At 75.8% G+C, this 17,366-nt stretch carries 21 protein-coding genes; 11 read left to right on the forward strand and 10 right to left on the reverse strand.

Features of this window, described 5'->3' with window-relative positions; genetic code table 11:
* Positions 1-10 precede the first annotated feature (10 nt).
* Positions 11-2,017 carry a hypothetical protein gene (locus C7Y72_RS16730; protein WP_107570311.1) on the reverse strand — a complete coding sequence of 669 codons (2,007 nt, stop codon included), beginning with the start codon at positions 2,015-2,017 and terminating at the stop codon, positions 11-13.
* Between the two features lie 45 nt (positions 2,018-2,062).
* Between C7Y72_RS16730 and C7Y72_RS16735 the strand changes: the two genes are divergently transcribed.
* Entirely contained in the window at positions 2,063-2,755 is a 693-nt protein-coding gene (locus C7Y72_RS16735) for a chlorite dismutase family protein (protein WP_107570312.1), read from the forward strand.
* Here the strand turns inward: C7Y72_RS16735 and C7Y72_RS22860 are convergent.
* From C7Y72_RS22860 to C7Y72_RS16750, 3 genes are all read right to left on the reverse strand, one after another.
* Positions 2,752-3,435 (reverse strand): hypothetical protein, encoded by a 684-nt coding sequence (locus tag C7Y72_RS22860; RefSeq protein ID WP_146175420.1) that lies wholly within the window; start codon positions 3,433-3,435, stop codon positions 2,752-2,754. The genes C7Y72_RS16735 and C7Y72_RS22860 overlap by 4 nt on opposite strands.
* Before the next feature lie 31 nt (positions 3,436-3,466).
* On the reverse strand, positions 3,467-4,636 hold the full coding sequence (locus tag C7Y72_RS16745) for a hypothetical protein (RefSeq protein ID WP_146175421.1): 1,170 nt from the start codon (positions 4,634-4,636) through the stop codon (positions 3,467-3,469).
* Positions 4,637-4,722: 86 nt separating this feature from the next.
* Positions 4,723-5,109, reverse strand: coding sequence for a HesB/IscA family protein (locus C7Y72_RS16750; protein WP_107570314.1), 387 nt, complete (start codon positions 5,107-5,109; stop codon positions 4,723-4,725).
* Between the two features lie 106 nt (positions 5,110-5,215).
* Here C7Y72_RS16750 and C7Y72_RS16755 point away from each other — a divergent pair, with 106 nt between their 5' ends.
* The gene (locus C7Y72_RS16755; protein WP_107570315.1) at positions 5,216-5,446 is read left to right on the forward strand and encodes a BolA family protein; all 231 of its coding nucleotides are present in this window, start codon (positions 5,216-5,218) and stop codon (positions 5,444-5,446) included.
* 2 nt (positions 5,447-5,448) lie between these two features.
* Positions 5,449-5,841: a Grx4 family monothiol glutaredoxin gene (gene grxD / locus C7Y72_RS16760; protein WP_107570316.1), complete on the forward strand. Its 393-nt coding sequence runs from the start codon at positions 5,449-5,451 to the stop codon at positions 5,839-5,841.
* Between the two features lie 31 nt (positions 5,842-5,872).
* On the opposite strand, the gene C7Y72_RS16765 is transcribed toward grxD, so the two are convergent.
* Complete coding sequence (locus C7Y72_RS16765) at positions 5,873-7,669, reverse strand: hypothetical protein (protein ID WP_107570317.1); 1,797 nt, start codon at positions 7,667-7,669, stop codon at positions 5,873-5,875.
* Positions 7,670-7,730: 61 nt separating this feature from the next.
* Between C7Y72_RS16765 and mtnA the strand changes: the two genes are divergently transcribed.
* Genes mtnA through C7Y72_RS16805 form a run of 8 tightly spaced genes read left to right on the forward strand, consistent with a single transcriptional unit; the run spans position 7,731 to position 14,361 of the window.
* The gene (gene mtnA / locus C7Y72_RS16770; protein WP_107570318.1) at positions 7,731-8,780 is read left to right on the forward strand and encodes an S-methyl-5-thioribose-1-phosphate isomerase; all 1,050 of its coding nucleotides are present in this window, start codon (positions 7,731-7,733) and stop codon (positions 8,778-8,780) included.
* Positions 8,777-9,742 carry an alcohol dehydrogenase catalytic domain-containing protein gene (locus tag C7Y72_RS16775; protein ID WP_107570319.1) on the forward strand — a complete coding sequence of 322 codons (966 nt, stop codon included), beginning with the start codon at positions 8,777-8,779 and terminating at the stop codon, positions 9,740-9,742. The genes mtnA and C7Y72_RS16775 overlap by 4 nt, the downstream gene beginning before the upstream one ends.
* Positions 9,742-10,671, forward strand: coding sequence for a zinc-dependent alcohol dehydrogenase (locus C7Y72_RS16780; protein WP_107570320.1), 930 nt, complete (start codon positions 9,742-9,744; stop codon positions 10,669-10,671). The genes C7Y72_RS16775 and C7Y72_RS16780 overlap by 1 nt, the downstream gene beginning before the upstream one ends.
* A gap of 40 nt (positions 10,672-10,711) precedes the next feature.
* Positions 10,712-11,197, forward strand: coding sequence for a methylated-DNA--[protein]-cysteine S-methyltransferase (locus tag C7Y72_RS16785; RefSeq protein ID WP_107570321.1), 486 nt, complete (start codon positions 10,712-10,714; stop codon positions 11,195-11,197).
* Positions 11,194-12,036 (forward strand): DNA-3-methyladenine glycosylase family protein, encoded by an 843-nt coding sequence (locus C7Y72_RS16790; protein ID WP_233243909.1) that lies wholly within the window; start codon positions 11,194-11,196, stop codon positions 12,034-12,036. The genes C7Y72_RS16785 and C7Y72_RS16790 overlap by 4 nt, the downstream gene beginning before the upstream one ends.
* A gap of 8 nt (positions 12,037-12,044) precedes the next feature.
* Entirely contained in the window at positions 12,045-12,302 is a 258-nt protein-coding gene (locus tag C7Y72_RS16795; protein WP_107570323.1) for a glutaredoxin family protein, read from the forward strand.
* A gap of 9 nt (positions 12,303-12,311) precedes the next feature.
* Positions 12,312-13,172, forward strand: coding sequence for a DegV family protein (locus C7Y72_RS16800; protein ID WP_107570324.1), 861 nt, complete (start codon positions 12,312-12,314; stop codon positions 13,170-13,172).
* A gap of 34 nt (positions 13,173-13,206) precedes the next feature.
* Positions 13,207-14,361: an AI-2E family transporter gene (locus tag C7Y72_RS16805; RefSeq protein ID WP_230316116.1), complete on the forward strand. Its 1,155-nt coding sequence runs from the start codon at positions 13,207-13,209 to the stop codon at positions 14,359-14,361.
* Here the strand turns inward: C7Y72_RS16805 and C7Y72_RS16810 are convergent.
* Genes C7Y72_RS16810 through C7Y72_RS24170 form a run of 5 tightly spaced genes read right to left on the reverse strand, consistent with a single transcriptional unit; the run spans position 14,328 to position 17,345 of the window.
* Complete coding sequence (locus C7Y72_RS16810; protein WP_107570326.1) at positions 14,328-16,202, reverse strand: glycoside hydrolase family 2 TIM barrel-domain containing protein; 1,875 nt, start codon at positions 16,200-16,202, stop codon at positions 14,328-14,330. The two genes, C7Y72_RS16805 and C7Y72_RS16810, sit on opposite strands and share 34 nt — an antisense overlap.
* A 33-nt stretch (positions 16,203-16,235) precedes the next feature.
* Positions 16,236-16,469 (reverse strand): DUF3618 domain-containing protein, encoded by a 234-nt coding sequence (locus C7Y72_RS16815; RefSeq protein ID WP_107570327.1) that lies wholly within the window; start codon positions 16,467-16,469, stop codon positions 16,236-16,238.
* Entirely contained in the window at positions 16,466-16,903 is a 438-nt protein-coding gene (locus C7Y72_RS16820) for a phage holin family protein (protein ID WP_107570328.1), read from the reverse strand. The genes C7Y72_RS16815 and C7Y72_RS16820 overlap by 4 nt, the downstream gene beginning before the upstream one ends.
* Positions 16,904-16,905: 2 nt before the next feature.
* Positions 16,906-17,208: a hypothetical protein gene (locus tag C7Y72_RS16825; protein WP_107570329.1), complete on the reverse strand. Its 303-nt coding sequence runs from the start codon at positions 17,206-17,208 to the stop codon at positions 16,906-16,908.
* A gap of 2 nt (positions 17,209-17,210) precedes the next feature.
* Positions 17,211-17,345, reverse strand: coding sequence for a hypothetical protein (locus tag C7Y72_RS24170; RefSeq protein ID WP_255450673.1), 135 nt, complete (start codon positions 17,343-17,345; stop codon positions 17,211-17,213).
* Between the last annotated feature and the right edge of the window lie 21 nt (positions 17,346-17,366).

Below are 17,366 nucleotides of genomic sequence, written 5' to 3' on the forward strand. Positions count from 1 at the left end.
GCGCGGCATGCTACCGGGTCGCGCCGTCGGCTCCCGGACCCGGGTCGTGCTGCCCGAGTCGCGGATCGCCGCGCACGTACGCGGTGGCGATCGCCAGCACGAACACCCCGAGCACCAGCAGGACGGGCCCGGAGTCGTTCGACAGCGCGCCGGCGATCGCGGCGCCGAGCCCGCCGAGCAGCCCGGCGCGCCAGACCTCGTCGCCCTCCAGCGGCGCGTAGAGGCGCTCGCGGTGCCGGACCGCGTAGGCGATGGCGAGCGCGGCGATCCCGGCGGCGAACGGCATCAGACCGCGGCCGAAGACCCCGGCGGCGAGCTCGAACCGGCGCTGCACGATGTCCCAGATCGCGCTCTCCCCGTCCGCCCGCAGCACGGTCCGGGTGAAGTGCCCGTTGCCGCCGGTGAGGAGGTCGACGACGGCCAGGCCGAGGACGCCGAGGACCGGGGCGCCGAGCACGAGCGCGATCCGCTTCTTCGTCAGCGTCCCGGGGAGCAGCAGCACGACGCAGACCGCGGTCCCGACGCCGATCGTGATGACCCCGCCGACGTCGGCGCCGAGCCGGCCCGCCCCGATGATCCCGGCGTAGAGGACCCCGGCGATGCCGAACACCGCCGCCGTGGTGCGCGACCGACCGCGGCCCATCAGCAGCGCCGCCAGCGCGACGAACAGGACCAGCGGCAGCGTCGACTCGAGCTCGTTGCCGATCCCGTAGTAGCGCGACCCGAACCGCGGGTTGGGTCCCAGCAGGCTCTGCACGATGAGGTCGGACCCGCGGAACAGGTCGACCGTGTAGAAGGCGGTGCAGACGAGCCCGGGGACGATCGGGCCGCGCGGCCACTTCACCAGCAGGTCGGTCAGCGCCCCGAGGCCGAAGCTCAGGATCGCGATCAGCGCCAGCTCGTTGCTCTTGGAGGGCGTCAGCGACGCCGTGATCAGCAGGACCGGGAGCAGCCAGAGGAACCCGAGCGCCCCGATGCGCAGCGCCGCACGGGTGCCGCGCCGGTCGGCGATCACCCCGCCGACGAGCACGATCGTCAGCCACACCACCAGCAGCAGCTGCAGCGCCGGGAAGCGGCGCGCCCCGAGCACGCGGAAGCGCTCCTTGAGCTGCTGCAGCTCGCCGGCGCTGAGCTTCCGGCCGACCGTGATGTCCTGCCCCTTGACGTCGTCGGGGACGCGGATCCCCAGGTGCCCGAGCACCGTCGGGAGGATGTCGATGCCGGCGACGATGCCGTCCAGGTGCGTGGTCTGCGAGGTGATGCCGCCGGGGGTGCCGAGACCCAGGACACCGGTGGGCAGCAGCTGCGGGGCGCGGTAGTCGGGCGGGGTCTGCACGACGAGCAGCAGGTCGCCGGGCTCGTGGTTGGTGATGAGGACGTCCATCGCGATGCCGCCGGGCGGGCCGGTCGGCAGGCCGACGACGACGAAGCGGCTGCGCTCCAGCTCGGCCAGGGCCCGCTGGGCGACGTCGCGGGAGTTGCCGATCGACACCCGCGCGACGCGGCCCGCACGGTCCGCGGCGACGATCGCCTCGAGCTGGCGGCGGCCGGTCACGCCGACGTAGGTGGCGCCGCCGGGGACGAGCGAGGCGAGCAGGCCCGGGTGGATCTCGGCCGGCGCCGTCTCCGCCCGGTCGAGCGTGTCGAGCCAGCGCTGGAAGAGCCCCCCGCGACCCTCCGGGTAGAAGGCCAGCTCGGGCGGCGTCCGCGGCCGGTAGGTCGACGTCGAGGTCCGCGTCCCCTGGGTCATGTCCAGGAACGCCTGCTCCTGCACGTAGGTGCCCTGCGTGGCGCCCAGCAGGCCGAGCGCGAGCGCCGGCCGCGAGGCGAGCCGGTCGAGGATCGACACGGGCGGCGCGGCCGGGTCCTCCTGGGGCTTCTCCGAGACCGGCAGGAAGGCCAGCACGACCCGCGGTGGCTTCTGGGCGGCGGCGGGGTCGGCGGCGGCTCCGGCCATCCCCAGCGCGAGCGCGACCAGGAGGGCGAGGACGCCCAGCGCGCGGCAGGGGCGGGACATCGCCCGTGACTATAGGGCCGGTCGCGGGTGGAGTACTTTTGGAGGATGGCCGATCGGCACTTCGTCAAGTACACGTTCCTGAAGGTGGACCGCGCCTGGCGGCTGCTGCCCGCCGAGGAGCGCGCGGAGCACAAGCGCGAATTCCTCGCCGCCTGCGAGGACTTCGGTCAGGACCACCTGCTGCAGGCGTGTTCGACGGTGGGCACCCGCGGCGACGCCGACATGATGCTCGTCGCGGAGGCCGAGAACCTCGACCGCATCCACGAGTTCCACGTCGTGCTCGCGCAGTCGGGCCTGATGCGCTGGTGCGACACCCCCTACTCCTACCTCGGGATGCGCAAGACGTCGGAGTACTCCGACGAGGAGCGCCAGAAGCCGCGCCCGTTCACCGGCAAGTACCTGTTCGTGTACCCGTTCGTGAAGCAGCGCGCCTGGTACGCGCTGGACGCGCAGGAGCGCTGGCGGATCATGCAGGAGCACATCCGCGTCGGGAAGGAGTTCCCGAACGTCGACAACCACACGACCTACTGCTTCGGCCTCGACGACCAGGAGTTCGTCGTCGCGTTCGACACGAACGACGTCGGGGCGTTCCTCGACCTCGTGCAGCGGCTGCGGACGACCGAGTCCTCGGCCTGGACCGAGCGGGACACGCCGAGCTTCACCTGCATCAACACGACGATCGAGCGGGCGGTCAGCGCGCTCGACGGCGAGGCGCTGACGCTCGCCGTCCCCGGCTAGCTGCCGGTGGTCGAGACCGTCTGGGCCTGCGTCGCCAGCAGGCTCGTGTGCTCGACCGTGCCGCCGCTCTCGATCTCGCAGGCGTAGGTCACGTCGGTCGGCGCGCCGAGCGTCACCAGCGCCTGGCCCGTCGGTGAGGCGCTGGAGCTGGACGCGATCCCGAACAGGTTCTGCCGGTCGACCTCGGTCTCCCCGGTCTTCAGGACGCACGACACCGTCCGCGTGGCGGCCGGGGAGCCGTCGGTGACGACGGTCGCCCGCGCCTGCAGGACCCACCGCCCGGCGGGGACGCCCTGGAGCGTCACGAGTGGGGCGGTGCCCTGCGGCGCCGACGCGGTCCGCCTCGCCTCGAGGGCGACCGCGGACCCGGCCGGACCGGTGTCCCCGGTCGGGCCGCGCTGACCCGGCGCCCCTGCCGGCCCCGTCCCCCCGGGAACGCCCGTCGGCCCCTGCGGGCCCGCGGCGCCCGTCGGCCCCTTCCCTGTCAGCGCCCGGCGGGCCGCCGCCGAGAGGTCGCCGGTGGTCAGCGAGCCGTCGCGGACGTCGCGGGAGCGGATCGTCCCGTCCTTGATGTCCGCGCTCGTGATCGTCGCGGCCGCGTAGCCGACGCCCCCGCCGGCAAGGACGAGCGCGACGATCGACACGGCCGTCGACGGATGGGCCAGATCTCGGAGTGCCATGCGCGCACGGTAGCCCCGCGCGACGACGTTGTCAGCTGCAGGACGGGGGGAGTTGCGGCGGCGGCGCGCCCGCGGGCGTGTCCGCCCACGCCCGCCAGGCGTCGTAGACGGGCCAGGCGCGCGTGAGGCCCGGGTCGAACAGCGCGACCGGGTAGATCGGGTCGTCGCGCAGGGTGTACTGGAAGACCGCGGTGACGCGGTCGTCGGCGTCCCAGCGCAGCAGCTGGTCGAACTGCGCCCGGCACTGCGCGCGCAGCGTCGCGTCGTCGGTCGCGCGCGGGCGGCCGGGGAGCACGCCGCCGACCCCGGTCTCGGTGACCCAGACCGGCCTGCCCGTCGTGCACGGCCGGGCGTCGAGCGTGCGCTCGAGCTCGCCGACCGCGTCGAACTGGCGCCCGTCGGGCCGCACGTACTGGTGCTGGGCCCAGACGGCCCCCGAGCACGCGACGTCGTCGGGGAGCGCGGACACGAACTCCCCGACCCCGGTGCCGCGCGGCGAGGGCCCCGCGAACCCGGCGAGCTCCCCGAGGACGAGGCGCCGGTCGCCCCCCAGGCGGGCGAGCTCCTCCTGCGCGGCGCGCACGAACCGGGTGTACACGGCGGGCGCGCGGCTCGGCGAGGCCGCGTCGCAGGCGTCGCGCTGCGGGCTGACGAACGAGGGGTGGTTGGGCTCGTTGTACGGGCTCCACCAGCGCAGCGGCACGCCCTCCTGCCGGCCGAGCGCGGCGACCGCGCGGATCAGCCGGCGGTACGCGTCCATGCCCGCGTCGGTGATCGGCCGCGAGCGCTCGCTCGCGCCGGGACGCTCGCAGCCCGACGCGGGCAGCGCGGCCCACGGCGGCACCCAGGCGATGACGACCACCGCCTCCCAGCCACCTCCGGCGTCCTGCTGCTCGCGGACCGCGCGGAGCTGGTCGCGCAGCCCGGCGAACGGCTCGCACGGCGCGATGTCGCGCACGCAGCCGTTCTGCGGGATCGCGAGGTCGGGGTCGCCCGAGAGCGCGGCGCCGACGCGGTACCAGTCGACGACGATCCGGATGTACTTCGGTCGCAGCGCCGCGGCCCGCTCCCGGAACGGCGTGAACGCCGGGTCTCCCCCGTCTCCGGGCGGGCGCACGAGCGGCGCGTTGAACTCGGTGAGCCCGAGCTCGAGCCGTTGCGGCACGCGCTCCGGGGTCGGCTGGGCGAGCCGCGGCTGCACCACCGTCGTGGTGGTCCCGCAGCTCGCGAGGATGCCCGCGAGGAGGGCGCAGGACGCGAGGGCGCGCAGGCGCCCCGCGAACCGGCTCAGACCGCGCTGACCTCCTCCTCGTCCGCGACGCGGAACGAGGACCCGCAGCCGCACGCGGCCACGACGTTCGGGTTGACGACCTGGAAGCCCGCGCCGGTCATCGCCTCGACGTAGTCGATCTGCGAGCCGTCCACGTACGGGAGGCTCGGGCCGTCGACGAGGATCCGCAGACCGGAGTGCTCGAACACGACGTCGCCGTCGCGCTGCTCGTCGAAGGCGAGCTGGTACTGGAAGCCCGAGCACCCGCCGCCCTTGACGCCGACGCGCAGCCCGGCGACGGAGAGATCGGCCTGCTGCTGCTCGAGGAAGTCCTTGACCTTCGTGGCACCGAGCTCCGAGAAGGTGATGCCCTTGGCGTTGTAGGTGACCTGTGTCGTGCTCATCGCTTCACGAAGTATAGCGACCCCTCCCGGCTTCCTGAAGGGGGTCGCGCGCACCGGCGTCCCGGGGCGGGCCGACGCCGGGCCTGCGCTACGCTCGGACGCAGAAATGCCCAGTGCAGATGAGCTCAAGGCCCGCATCGAGGCCGCCCTTCCCGGCTCGACCGCCGAGGTCGAGGACTGGACCGGTGGCGGGGACCACTTCCGCGCGACGGTCGTCGCGCCGCAGTTCGCGGGCCTCAGCCGCATCGCCCAGCACCGCCTCGTCTACGACGTCTTCGGCGCCGAGGTCGGTGGGCCGATCCACGCCCTGGCGCTCAAGACCCGACCCCCGGAGTGACCATGTCCGACAACCCGATCCGCGACGCGATCGCCGAGGCGATCCGCGAGAACCAGGTCATCCTCTTCATGAAGGGGACGCCCGACGCGCCCGCGTGCGGCTTCTCGGCCCGGACCGTCGCCGCCCTCCAGGCGCTGAACGCGCCGTTCGCCGCGGTCGACATCCTGCCCGACCCGCGCATCCGCCAGGAGCTGTCGGCGCTGTCCGACTGGCCGACCATCCCGCAGCTGTTCGTCGGCGGCGAGCTCGTCGGCGGCTGCGACATCGTGACCGAGATGTACGAGTCCGGCGAGCTCGCCGAGACCCTCGGCGTCGACGCGCCGGCCGCCCCGGCGGAGGCCCCGGCCGCCGACGCCGGCCCGGCCCCGCTGGGCATCGAGAACCGCCTGTCCTAGGCGGTCCTGCGGTCCTCCCGCGGCCGTCGGGCTACGGGAGGACCCGCACGCGGACGGTGGCCGAGCCGCCGATCCGCAGCGCCGGATCCCGGAACGTCTCGCGCGGGCGCTGCGCCACGCCCTCCGGCCCGGACGGCAGGCTCGCCCCGCCCCCCTCCCCGAGCAGCGCCGCGAGGTCGTCCTCGGGGCTCGACTCCTGGGTCAGCGGCTGGAAGCTCGTCGTGATGCCGTCGTAGCGACCGAACGCCCCGAACGCGGTCGCGAGCTGCGCGACCGTCTTGGGCGTCTGCTCCTCGGTGTCCTCGCCGCTGTCGGAGAGGTCGAGCACGCCGGTCAGCTCGTCCCCGAGCGAGGCGCCCGCGTCCGGGTCGGTGCCGGTGAGCGTCAGACGGCGCGTGCCGGTCGGCATGCCGCGCGGGACCTTCACCGCGATCGTGCGCGTGAGCGCCGCCCCGCGCGAGCGCTGCAGCGACAGCCGCACGCGCAGCGTGCCGCCGCGTCGCACGGACGCCGGCGCGGTCGCCCGGCGGATGAACGCCTGCGGGTAGGCGCGGCTGAGCTTCAGGTTCGCCTCGACCTTCGTGATCGTCAGCGTGCCGAACTCGAACGAGTCGAGCAGCGAGACCGCGCTGGTCACGTCGGCGAGCATCGCCGCGTTCGGGCCCGGGCCGCCGCCCACGTAGGTGTTGCAGAACCGCATCGGCTTCGGGAGCTCCCGGACCTCGACGCGCAGGCACAGCGACCCGGACTGGCGGGCGGGCGCGCCGCTCAGCGTCGCGAAGGCCGCGTTGCCCAGCGCGGCGACCGCGGTGAGGGCGAGCGGCGAGCCGCCCGTCGGGAGGCCGAGCGCCGACTCGTCGGCGACGACCGTCTCCTGCGTGCGGACCTTGCCGGTGTCGCGGTCGGTGGCGACGACGCGCAGCGGGAAGCGGGTGGGCAGCGCGCCGACGCGGCCGACGACCGCGCTGTTGGCGTCGTTGGTGAGCGTCCCGACCGCGTGACCGGGCGCCGCGAGCTTGTAGGTCGACAGGTCGCCGGACGCGACCGGGTTGTTGATCACCGTGTAGACGTAGGCGTCCTGCAGCAGCAGGTTGCGCCGGCCGACGCCGTCGAGCGGGTGGCCGAAGGCCCACACGCGGTCGCCGTCCACGTAGGCGACGGTGCCGACCGCGCCGACGGTGACCGCGCCGGTGGCGTAGCCGACCGCGACCGCGGCCCCGGGGACGAGCGGCTGCACCGGGAAGTCGAACACCGAGCGCGGCGCGAGCGCCTCGGTCACGACGATCGGGCGCTTGGCGCGGGCGGCGGCCGCGCGCAGCCGGGTGGCGAGCGGGGCGGGCACGCCGCTGATCGTCAGCGGGCCGTCGAGCGAGCGGGCGCGGCGCAGCAGCGGCGCGTTGCGCGTGGCCGCGGCGGGCGGGTCGACGGGCTCCCCGAGGATCTGCTCGATCGGCGTCGCGAGGGCGACCTTGCCGCCGTACTCGCCGATCCCCTCGGAGATCGCGCCGATGATCCGCATCGTGCCCGCCGCGTCCGGGCAGCGGATCGGCGAGCCGGAGAAGCCCGGGCCGATGCCGGTCGCGTCGATCGCCGGGCCCGAGGCGCGGAAGAGGATCCGCGGGGACTCCGCGGCGCGGTCGCCGCTGACGACGTCGAGGACCTCGATGTCGAAGGTCGAGATCGTCGTGCCGCGCACGACGGAGGCGGCCTGGCAGAGCATCCCCTGGCGGACCTGGTCGAGCGGCATGGTCGGCTCGCCCTGCGCGAGCGCCGGGGCGGGGACCGCCGCGGCGAGCAGGAGGGCGGCGGTCAGGATCGGTCGGCGCACGGCGCGCACGCTACTGCCTGCGCGGGCGGCGCGACGCGGGTGCAGGCGTAGGATCACGCCGATGCCGCCGCACGCCGAGGCCCCCGTCCGTGCCCTGTCCTGGGACGGGGAGCAGCTGCTGCTCCTCGACCAGACGATGCTCCCCCATGAGGAGCGTTGGCTGGCGCTCCGCGACGCCGAGGCGGTCGCGGTCGCGATCGAGCGGCTCGCGGTGCGGGGCGCACCGAACATCGGGATCGCGGGCGCGTACGGCCTGGCGCTCGCACTGACCGGCCGGCCGGACCTCGGCACGCTCGAGTCCGCGTGGGAGCGGCTGCGCCACGCCCGCCCGACCGCCGTGAACCTCGCCTGGGCGGTGGACCGCGTGCGGGACGCCGCGCTCGCCGCCGGTCCCGCGCGCATGGCCGCCGCCGCCCGCGCCGAGGCGCAGGCCGTCCACGCCCTCGAGGACGCCGCCAGCGCCGCGCTCTGCACCGCGGGCGCCACGCTCCTCGCCGAGCTGCTGCCGCGCACGCCGCGCCGGATCCTCACCCACTGCAACACCGGCGCGCTCGCGACCGGCGGCGCGGGCAGCGCGCTCGGGGTGATCGCGGCGCTGGCCGGGCACGGGCCCGTCGAGGTGCTCGCCTGCGAGACCCGGCCGCTGCTCCAGGGCGCGCGCCTGACCGCCTGGGAGCTCGGCCGCCTGGGCCTGCCCCACGCGGTCCTCGCCGACGGCGCCGCCGCCGGCCTGATCGCGCGCGGCGAGGTCGACGCGGTGATCGTCGGCTGCGACCGCGTCGCCGCCAACGGCGACACCGCCAACAAGGTCGGCACCTACGCGCACGCGCTCGCCGCCGCCGCGGCGGGCATCCCGTTCCTCGTCGCCGGACCGACCACGACGATCGACGCCGCGCTGCCCGACGGCGCCGGCATCGTCATCGAGGAGCGCGCCGCCGAGGAGGTCACGCACCTGGGCGGCGTCGCCATCACCCCACCGGGGACCCCGGCCCGCAACCCGGCCTTCGACGTCACGCCCGCGGCGCTCGTGACCGCCCTCGTCACCGAGGCGGGCGTCGCCTCCCCCGTGGACCGCGCCACGGTCGCCGCGCTGCTGGGGCCCTCCGCATGAGGGTCGCGCTCTCCACCACCCCCCACGACGTGACCGTGCAGGAGCGCCCCGACCCGGTCGCCGGCCCGGGCGAGGTCGTCTGCCGCGTGCTCGCCTGCGGGGTCTGCGGCTCGGACGTCAGCACCGCCTGGGTGGCGCGCAAGGTGCCGGTCGTCCTGGGCCACGAGCTGTGCGGCGAGGTCGAGCAGGTCGGCGAGGGCGTGCGCACCGTCGCGCCCGGCGACCGCGTCGTCATCCACCACCATGCCCCGTGCGGGGAGTGCCGCCGCTGCCGGCGCGGGCACGAGACGCTCTGCGACCGCTTCCGCACGACGGCGCTGGACCCCGGCGGGTTCGCCGAGCGGGTCCGCGTCCCCGCCGACCTCGTCGACGAGCTGCTGCCGCTGGGCGACCTCGACGTCGAGCGGGCGACGTTCGTGGAGCCGCTGGCCTGCGTGCTGCGCGCGCTCGACCGCGTCGGGCTGCGGGCCGGCGACTCGCTGCTCGTCGTCGGCGCGGGCACGAGCGGCCTGCTGGCGATCGCCGCGGCGCACGCCCGCGCCGTCGAGGCGGTCTGGATCCGCGAGCCGCGCCCGGAGCGGCTGCAGCTCGCGACCACGCTGGGCGCCACCCGGCACGCCGACGAGCTCGTCGACGTCGCGCTCGTCTGCACCCCCGCCCGGGCCGCGATCGCCGACGGGGCCGCCGCCGTCGCTCCCGGCGGCGCGCTGTGCCTCTACGCGCCCCCCGCCCCGGGCGAGCGCCTGGACCTCGACGCGTTCGCCACCTACATGGGCGAGGTCGAGGTCCACGCCAGCTACTCGGCCGGGCCCGCGGACATGCGGGCGGCGCTCGCCCTGCTGGCCTCCGGCGCCGTCGACCCGCTGCCGCTCGTCACCCACCGGCTGCCGCTGGAGCGGACCGCCGAGGCGCTCGAGCTGCAGCGCGGCGGTGGCGCGGTGAAGGCCCTGGTGCTCCCCTGATGCGCGCCGCGGTCCTGACCGCGCCCGGGACGCTCGAGGTCATGGACGTGCCCGAGCCCCGGGGCGAGGTGCTCGTCGAGGTCCGGGCCGCCACGGCGTGCGGCACCGACCTGAAGATGCTCCGCCACGGCCACCGGGTGCTCGGCCCCTACCCGGCCCGCTTCGGGCACGAGATGGCCGGCGTGCGGCTGGACACCGGAGACCCGGTGCTCGTCGGCGACTCCGCGGCGTGCGGGAGCTGCGCGCCATGCCTCGCCGGCCGCGCCCAGATCTGCCGCGACATGACCTGGATCCTCGGGGGCTTCGCCGAGCGGATCGCCGCCCCGGAGGCGGCGCTGCACACGCTGCCGCCGGGGCTCGACTTCGCGGTCGCCGCGGTCGCCGAGCCGCTCGCCGCCTGCATCCACGCCGTCGCGCGCGGGACCGACGCCGAGGACTGCGCGGTGCTGGGCGGCGGCACGATGGGCCTGATGCTCGCCCGGCTGCTCGTCCTCGAGGGCCGCAGCGTCACGCTCGTGGACCGCCACCCCGAGCGCCGCGCGCAGGCGACCGGCCTCGGGGCGGTCGCCGTCGAGCGGTTCGACCGCGCGCACGCCCTCGTCTTCGAGGCCGTCGGCCGCCCGCAGGCGTGGGCCGACGCCGTCGGCGCCGCGGCCCCCGGCGGGTGCGTCGTGCTCGTCGGCGGCTGCCCGTCGGGCACCGCCGCGCCGCTGCCCACCGGCCCGCTGCACTACGAGGAGCTCGACGTGCGCGGCGCGTTCCACCACGACCGCCTCGAGGTCGACCGGGCGCTGTGGCTGCTCACGCGCGGCCAGGTCGACCCGCGCGAGCTGCTGCTGCCCGCCATCGGGCTCGGGGAGCTCGCCGCCGCGCTGCAGGCGCCCGGCGGCGGCGCCGCGCGGAAGATCGTCGTCGACCCCTCGCGCTGAGCCGACCTCACGTCCGCGGCCGCCCCGCCGTTGTCCGACCATGAGCCGCCTCGTCACCACCGTCCACCACTCCCCGCTGGGGCCGCTGCGGCTCGTCGCGAGCGCGGCGGGCCTGCGCAGCCTGCACTTCCGCCAGCACCGCCACGCCCCGCCCGCCGACCCGTCCTGGACGACCGACGCGGCCGCGTTCACCGCGGTCTGCGCACAGCTCGACGCGTACTTCGCCGGGGAGCTGCAGGACTTCGACGTCCCGCTGGACCTGGCGGGCACCCCGTGGCAGCGGCAGGTCTGGCGCGCGCTCGCCGACGTCCCGTACGGACGGACGACGAGCTACGGCGCGCTCGCCGCGCGGCTCGGGCGGCCGACCGCGTCGCGCGCCGTCGGCCTGGCCAACGGCCGCAACCCGCTGTCGATCGTCGTCCCGTGCCACCGCGTCGTCGGCGCGGACGGCCGCCTCGTCGGCTACGGCGGTGGCCTCGCGCGCAAGGAGCACCTGCTGCGGCTCGAGGGCGCGCTCGCCGCGTGAGCACGGCGCTCCCGGTCCGGGCGCCGTTCGACGGCGACGCGCTGCTGGCCTGGCTCGCGGCGCGCGCCGTCCCCGGCGTCGAGGAGGTCGACGGGTGCCGCTACCGGCGGCTGCTCGGCCCGGACGTCGTGCTCGAGCTCGAGCTCGGCCGCGACCGCGCCGTGCACCACGCCGGGCCGGTCGACGCCGCCCTCGCGCTCACCGCGGCCGACGAGGACCCCGCGGCGGCGGGCGCGCTCCTGCGGGCGGACCCGGCGCTCGCGCCGCTGCTCGCCGCCCGCCCCGGGCTGCGCGTGCCGGGCGCGGTCGACGCCGCGGAGCTCGCCGTGCGCGCGGTGCTCGGCCAGCAGGTCTCGCTCGCCGCCGCGCGCACGCTCGCCGGTCGGCTCGCCGTCGCGCACGGCACGCCGCGGGCCGGGTCCGGCTCGCCGGGAGCGCTCACCCACGCCTTCCCGACGCCGTCGGCGCTCGCCGCGCTGGACCCCGCGACGCTGCCGATGCCGCGGTCGCGGGGACGCACCGTCGTCGCGCTCGCCGCCGCGCTGGCCGACGGCACCCTGCGCCTGGACCCCGCCCGTCCCGACGCCACCCGCGCGGCGCTGCTCGCCATCCCCGGCGTCGGCCCGTGGACCGCCGACTACGTGGCCCTCCGCGCGCTGCGCGACCGCGACGCCTTCCCCGCCACCGACCTCGTCCTGTGCCGCACCGCGCAGGCCCTGGGGCTGCCCGGGGACGCGCGCGGCCTGCTCGCCCACGCCGAGCGCTGGCGCCCGTACCGCGCCGCCGCGGCGCAGCACCTCTGGGCCGCTGCCGCGGCCGGCACGCCGGCGCCGCGATAATCGCCGCCATGGCGACCCTCTACCGCTGCCGCACCCCGACCGACTGGCTGTGCCCGTGCGGGCGCGTGGCGCGCGAGCTGCGCCGGGCCGGCGAGGAGGTCACCGAGGTCCGCGTCCCCTGGCGCAAGGACGACCGGGGCGAGGTCGCCGCCCTCACCGGGCAGCGGCACGTGCCGGTCGCGGTGATCGACGGGGACGCGATCTGCGACTCCAAGCGGGTCGTCGAGCACCTGCGCTGGCGTGCCTCCGGCGGGGCGGCTGAGTAGGGTCGCCCCATGGCCGTCGCGATCGTCACCGACACCACCCACTACTGCCCCGCCGAAGTCCTCGCCGCGCACGGCGTCCAGCAGGTCAGCCTCTACATCAACGACCGCGGCTCCACCGTCCGCGAGGTCGACCTCACCGACCTCGACGGCTACTACGAGCGGCTGAAGGACCAGACGAGCGTCCCGACGACCTCGCAGCCGTCCGTCGGCGACTTCCTCGCCGTCTACGAGCCGATCGCCCAGCAGGGCGACGACATCGTCTCCGTGCACCTGTCCGCCGCGCTCAGCGGCACGTCCCAGGCCGCACGGCAGGCGGGCGACGAGATCCAGGAGCGCTACCCGGGCCGCCGCGTCGAGGTGCTCGACTCGCGCAGCGCCTGCGCCGGCCTCGGCGGGATCGTGCTCGCCGCCGCGGCGGGCGCGCGGGCGGGCAAGGACGTCGACGCCGTCCTCGCGCACGCCCGTGACGCCCTCGCCGCCGGCAAGGTCTGGTTCGCGATCGACACGCTCGAGTACCTGCGCCGCGGCGGGCGGATCGGCAGCGCCCAGGCGTGGATCGGCGGCGCGCTGAAGATCAAGCCGATCCTCACCTGCGACGGCGACATCCAGCCCGTCGAGCGCGTCCGCACGAGCGGGAAGATGTTCGAGCGGATGGTCGGCTACCTGCAGGAGCTGAAGGACGCGGGCGCCGACTGCTGGTACATCCAGCACATCCAGACGCCCGACAAGGCCCGGGAGCTCGTCGACCGCGGCGAGGCGATCATGGGCGTCCCGCCGCTGTTCGTCGGCCAGCTCGGCCCGGTCATCGGCACGCACCTCGGCCCCGGCATGCTCGGGGTCGGCGGGATGCCCGCCCGCCTGCACGCCTGAGGCGTCCGGGCCCGCTGCGATGCTGGCCGGGCGCATGCCCGAGCCAGCCGCTCCCGTCCCGTCCCCGCTGGCGAGCCTGACGGCGGGGCGCCAGATCGCCCGCAACGTCCTCGTCGTCCTCGCGGTCGTCGGCGTCCTGTACCTCGTCTGGCTGCTGCGCACGCCGCTGGGCTGGCTCGTGCTCGCGACGTTCCTCGCGGTCGCGATGTCCGGGCCGGTCAACCTCCTGTCGCGGTTCATGAAGCGCGGGCTGGCGATCGCCACCGCGTACCTCGGGCTGATGCTCGTGCCGGTGCTGCTGGCGCTGATCGTGATCCCGCCGTTCGTCAACCAGGGCACCGAGCTCGTCGAGGACTTCCCCGGGTACGCGCGGGACATCGAGCAGTTCGTCAGCGAGAACGAGACGCTGCAGGACCTCGACGACAAGTACGACGTCGTCGCGAAGCTCCAGGAGGAGGCGGAGAAGCTGCCCGCCCGCGTCGGCGACGCTGCGACGCTGCTGAGCGACCTCGGGCTCGGGCTCGTGAACAGCGGCTTCGCGCTGTTCAACATCCTGATCCTGTCGATCTTCCTCGTCAGCAGCGGGCCCGCGTGGGCAGCGCGCGTGGTGCAGATGCAGCCCGAGCACCGCCGCGACCGGCTCGACCGCACGCTGCGCCGCATGGCCGACGCCGTCGGCAACTACATCGGCGGCGCGCTGCTCCAGGCGACCGTGGCCGCGGTCCTCACCTACGTCGTCCTGCGGATCCTCGGGATCCCGTTCGCCGCCCCGCTGGCGATCATCGTCGGCGCCTTCGACCTGATCCCGCTGATCGGCGCGACGATCGGAGCGGTCGTCGTCGCGCTGGTGACGCTGTTCATCGACTTCCCGACCGCCACGATCGTCTGGGTGATCTGGTCGGTCATCTACCAGCAGCTGGAGAACAACGTGATCCAGCCGCAGATCCAGAAGCGCGCGGTGGACATCCACCCGTTCGTCGTGATCATGGCCGTGCTGTGCGGCAGCACCCTGTTCGGGGTCCTCGGGGCGCTGCTGGCGATCCCGGTCGCCGCGTCGATGCAGATCGCGCTGCTGGAGTACCTGCAGTTCCGGCGGGAGTCCCGGCTGCTCGCCGCGCTCGCGCCGCTCCCGCTCCCCGAGGAGCCCGAGGCGCCTCAGCCGCCGCGCGGCACCCTCGCGAACGCCTGACGGACCGCGCCCACCGCCTCCTTCGCCGTCCCGTCGAAGCGGAACAGGCCCTTCTCGCTCAGCGGGCCCGAGAGCCGCAGCTGCGGCTGGCGGCGCCCGAGGCTGCCGCCCGAGAAGCCCGGGGAGACCGCGTAGTCCCGCAGCGTCCAGACGAGCATGCCGGCCATGTCCGGGCGCGCCGCGTAGAGGGCGATGCGGCGCCGCAGCAGCGCCGCCTGGTAGGCGAAGCCGCCCGGCTGCGCGGTCGGGTTCTGGGCGTTGCCGTTGGCGCCGAACTCGGTGACGACGATCGCCTTGGAGGGGAACAGGCGCCGCAGCTGCTCGACGCGGCGCACGGCCTCGGCGTCCTGCACGGCGACCGGCTCCTGCGGCAGCTCGGCGATCCCGACGTACTCGGTGAAGCCGACCGCGTCGAGCCGCGCGTAGGCGGGGCCGCGCTCGCGCGGGAGGTGCGTGCCCCACACGTCCGTGGCGACGAGCACCCCGGGGGTCCGCCGCTGCAGGATGCCCGCCGTGCGCTCCAGGAAGCCCGCCTGGCCGTTGGGGTGCCCCTGGCCGGCGAGCTCGTTGGTCAGCGACCATGCGGCGATCGACGGGTGCGCGGCCATGCGGTCGACGTCGCGGAGGATCCGCGCCCGCGCGCGGCGTGCGCGCTGCGGGGTCTGCGCCCAGAACCGCCCGGCCTTGTCGAACGGGCCGACGAGCTGCCAGACGAGGATCCCGGCCTCGTCGAGCATCGTCAGCATCGCGTCGGAGAGCGGGTGCTGACTGCGGACCGTGTTGGCCCCGGTCGCCCGGATCTCGCGAAGGATCTCGCGGCGGTCCCGCGGGGTGAGCGCGTCGCCGTGCCCGCGCGCGTCCGGGGGCAGGCCGACGCCGAGCATCCGGAACGACCGGCCGTTCAGCCGCAGCCGCCCGTCGCGCGTGACGCGCAGGTCGCGCAGCCCGACGCGGCGCTCGAGGCCGGGAGCGTCCGCCCCCGCGGTGTCGGCGCGCAGGCGCAGCGTCTGCAGGCGCGGCCGGCCGGGCGCCCACAGGGCCGGCGTCGGCAGGTCCACCCGGGCGGACGTGCGGGCCGTCCCGCCCGCCGCCAGTGCGACGGCCGGGAACGTCACCGGGGTGTCCCCGAGCGTGCCGCGGACCGTGGTGCGCGGGCCCGTCGGCGGGCCTGCCCCGCGGGCCCGCAGGCGCACGGTGAGCGTCGCGCGGGCGCTGCCGTCGCGGCGCACGCGCGTGGTCAGCGCGACGAGCTGCAGCTCGACGGGGGCGACCTCGCGGGCGGTCACCTCCCAGTTGGGCCCGCCCCAGTTCCACCAGGCGCGGTCGTGGCCGGCGCGGGCCTGGCCCTCCGGGTTCTCCCAGTCGGCCCGCAGCATCACCGGGTGCCGGCCGGCGGGCAGGTCCGCCACGCAGTCGAACGGCTCGTAGGCGCCGACGTGCTCGCACGCCTCGCGTCCGGCGATCCAGACCGTCGCGCGGTACCCGACCGAGCCGAAGCGCACGGCGACGCGGCCGGCCCGCGGGACGGTCAGGGTCGTGCGCCACCAGCCGACCGAGCCGGCGAACGAGCGGAAGCCGGCCCGGCCGCCGACGACGCGCCGCTCGGCCGCACCGGGGACGGCGACGGGGCGCATCGCGGGCGGGTCGGTCGCCCAGCCCGCGCGCAGCCCGACGTCGCGCGGGTCGGCGACGTGCTCCCAGCCGCCGAGCGCGACCGCGGGCGTCGCGCGCCCGGTCCCGGCCGTCCCGCGCGGACCGTCGCCGTCGTCCCGGCCCAGGACGAGCACCGCCCCCGCCGCGAGCGCGACGAGGGCGATGAGCAGGACGGCGAGACGGGGCATCGGATGCTCCAACGCCCGGCGGGGCCGGAGGTTCTAGCGGCGGGAGCGCCGCCGGAACAGCCCGCCGATGGCGGCGATGCCGCCGCCGAGCACGAAGCCGGTGACCGCGGCGCCGATCAGCACCTCGCGCTGGTGCAGCGCGACCTGCTTGCGCCAGTTGGTGACCTCGGCCACCTCGGCGCGCAGCGTGTCGAGCGACGCGGCGAGCTCCATGCGGTTCTGCTGGATCGAGGCCCGGATCTCCTCGGGCGTGCGCTGGCCGCTCACGACCCCACCTCGTCCTTGGAACCGGCGTTCTCGAAGGTCTCCTTGATCAGCTTGGCCTCCTCGATGGCCATCGTCGGCTTCGGATCCTTGCCCGCCTTGACGAGCTTCGCGGCGAGGAAGCCGGCGACGCCCGCGAGCAGGAAGAAGATCGCGGCCAGCGTGAAGAAGCCCCAGAAGTACGCGAGGTCCGCGACCGGGAGCAGGTAGTAGAGGAGCCACGCGAGCCCCTGGATGAGGACCATGAGGCCCACGAGCGCGAACGACCCGGCGGCGACGCCGATGACCGCGCCCCGCCCGAGCTTCGTGACCTTCTGGGTCACCTCCGCCTTGGCGAGCTCGATCTCCTCGCGGACGAGGATCTGGGCCTTCTCGGTGACCTCCTGGATCGCCTGGGCGATCTGGGCGGTGCTCTGCTGCGGCTGCTGGTCGGCCATGGCTATCGCCGTCCCAGGCGCTTGAGGATCAGGGCCGCGAGGAAGCCGCCGGCGAGCGCGCCGCCGATCAGCACCTCGGGCTTCTCGGTCGGCAGCGTGACGGGGCCGCCCTCGGGGGCGGGCGGGCCGTCCGCGGAGGGCGGCGGCACGGCCTGCGGGCCGCCGGACGGCGGCGGCACGGGCGTCGGCTCCGGCGGGGGCGCGGGCGCGGCGAACAGCGCCGTGGTCTCCGTGTCCTCGGTGGCCGCGGCCGCGTCGGTCGCGGCCGCCTCCTCGGTGGTCTTGTCGGTCTGGTCGTCGCTCATGGTCACTCCGGTGGCTCCTCACCGAACACGCGCAGGTAGATCAGGGCGGCGACCCGATGCGCGGCGATGCTGGCGAGCGCACCCACGCCGGCGAGGATGCCGGACCAGGCGAGACGCTTGACGAGCTCGTTCTCCATTGCGGTGATCCTATGGGAGAG

Origin of the sequence: Paraconexibacter algicola, from assembly GCF_003044185.1 — a bacterium.
GTDB classification, from domain to species: domain Bacteria; phylum Actinomycetota; class Thermoleophilia; order Solirubrobacterales; family Solirubrobacteraceae; genus Paraconexibacter; species Paraconexibacter algicola.

What these genes read in the sequence shown, in the direction of transcription:
- C7Y72_RS24170 (WP_255450673.1), bottom strand. Translation starts at nt 17,345, where the DNA reads ATGGAGAACGAGCTCGTCAAGCGTCTCGCCTGGTCCGGCATCCTCGCC.
- C7Y72_RS16805 (WP_230316116.1), top strand. Translation starts at nt 13,207, where the DNA reads ATGCCCGAGCCAGCCGCTCCCGTCCCGTCCCCGCTGGCGAGCCTGACG.
- C7Y72_RS16750 (WP_107570314.1), bottom strand. Translation starts at nt 5,109, where the DNA reads ATGAGCACGACACAGGTCACCTACAACGCCAAGGGCATCACCTTCTCG.
- C7Y72_RS16800 (WP_107570324.1), top strand. Translation starts at nt 12,312, where the DNA reads ATGGCCGTCGCGATCGTCACCGACACCACCCACTACTGCCCCGCCGAA.
- C7Y72_RS16820 (WP_107570328.1), bottom strand. Translation starts at nt 16,903, where the DNA reads ATGGCCGACCAGCAGCCGCAGCAGAGCACCGCCCAGATCGCCCAGGCG.
- C7Y72_RS16795 (WP_107570323.1), top strand. Translation starts at nt 12,045, where the DNA reads ATGGCGACCCTCTACCGCTGCCGCACCCCGACCGACTGGCTGTGCCCG.
- C7Y72_RS16785 (WP_107570321.1), top strand. Translation starts at nt 10,712, where the DNA reads ATGAGCCGCCTCGTCACCACCGTCCACCACTCCCCGCTGGGGCCGCTG.
- C7Y72_RS16775 (WP_107570319.1), top strand. Translation starts at nt 8,777, where the DNA reads ATGAGGGTCGCGCTCTCCACCACCCCCCACGACGTGACCGTGCAGGAG.
- C7Y72_RS16735 (WP_107570312.1), top strand. Translation starts at nt 2,063, where the DNA reads ATGGCCGATCGGCACTTCGTCAAGTACACGTTCCTGAAGGTGGACCGC.
- C7Y72_RS16780 (WP_107570320.1), top strand. Translation starts at nt 9,742, where the DNA reads ATGCGCGCCGCGGTCCTGACCGCGCCCGGGACGCTCGAGGTCATGGAC.
- C7Y72_RS16810 (WP_107570326.1), bottom strand. Translation starts at nt 16,202, where the DNA reads ATGCCCCGTCTCGCCGTCCTGCTCATCGCCCTCGTCGCGCTCGCGGCG.
- C7Y72_RS16730 (WP_107570311.1), bottom strand. Translation starts at nt 2,017, where the DNA reads ATGTCCCGCCCCTGCCGCGCGCTGGGCGTCCTCGCCCTCCTGGTCGCG.
- C7Y72_RS22860 (WP_146175420.1), bottom strand. Translation starts at nt 3,435, where the DNA reads ATGGCACTCCGAGATCTGGCCCATCCGTCGACGGCCGTGTCGATCGTC.
- C7Y72_RS16755 (WP_107570315.1), top strand. Translation starts at nt 5,216, where the DNA reads ATGCCCAGTGCAGATGAGCTCAAGGCCCGCATCGAGGCCGCCCTTCCC.
- grxD (WP_107570316.1), top strand. Translation starts at nt 5,449, where the DNA reads ATGTCCGACAACCCGATCCGCGACGCGATCGCCGAGGCGATCCGCGAG.
- mtnA (WP_107570318.1), top strand. Translation starts at nt 7,731, where the DNA reads ATGCCGCCGCACGCCGAGGCCCCCGTCCGTGCCCTGTCCTGGGACGGG.
- C7Y72_RS16825 (WP_107570329.1), bottom strand. Translation starts at nt 17,208, where the DNA reads ATGAGCGACGACCAGACCGACAAGACCACCGAGGAGGCGGCCGCGACC.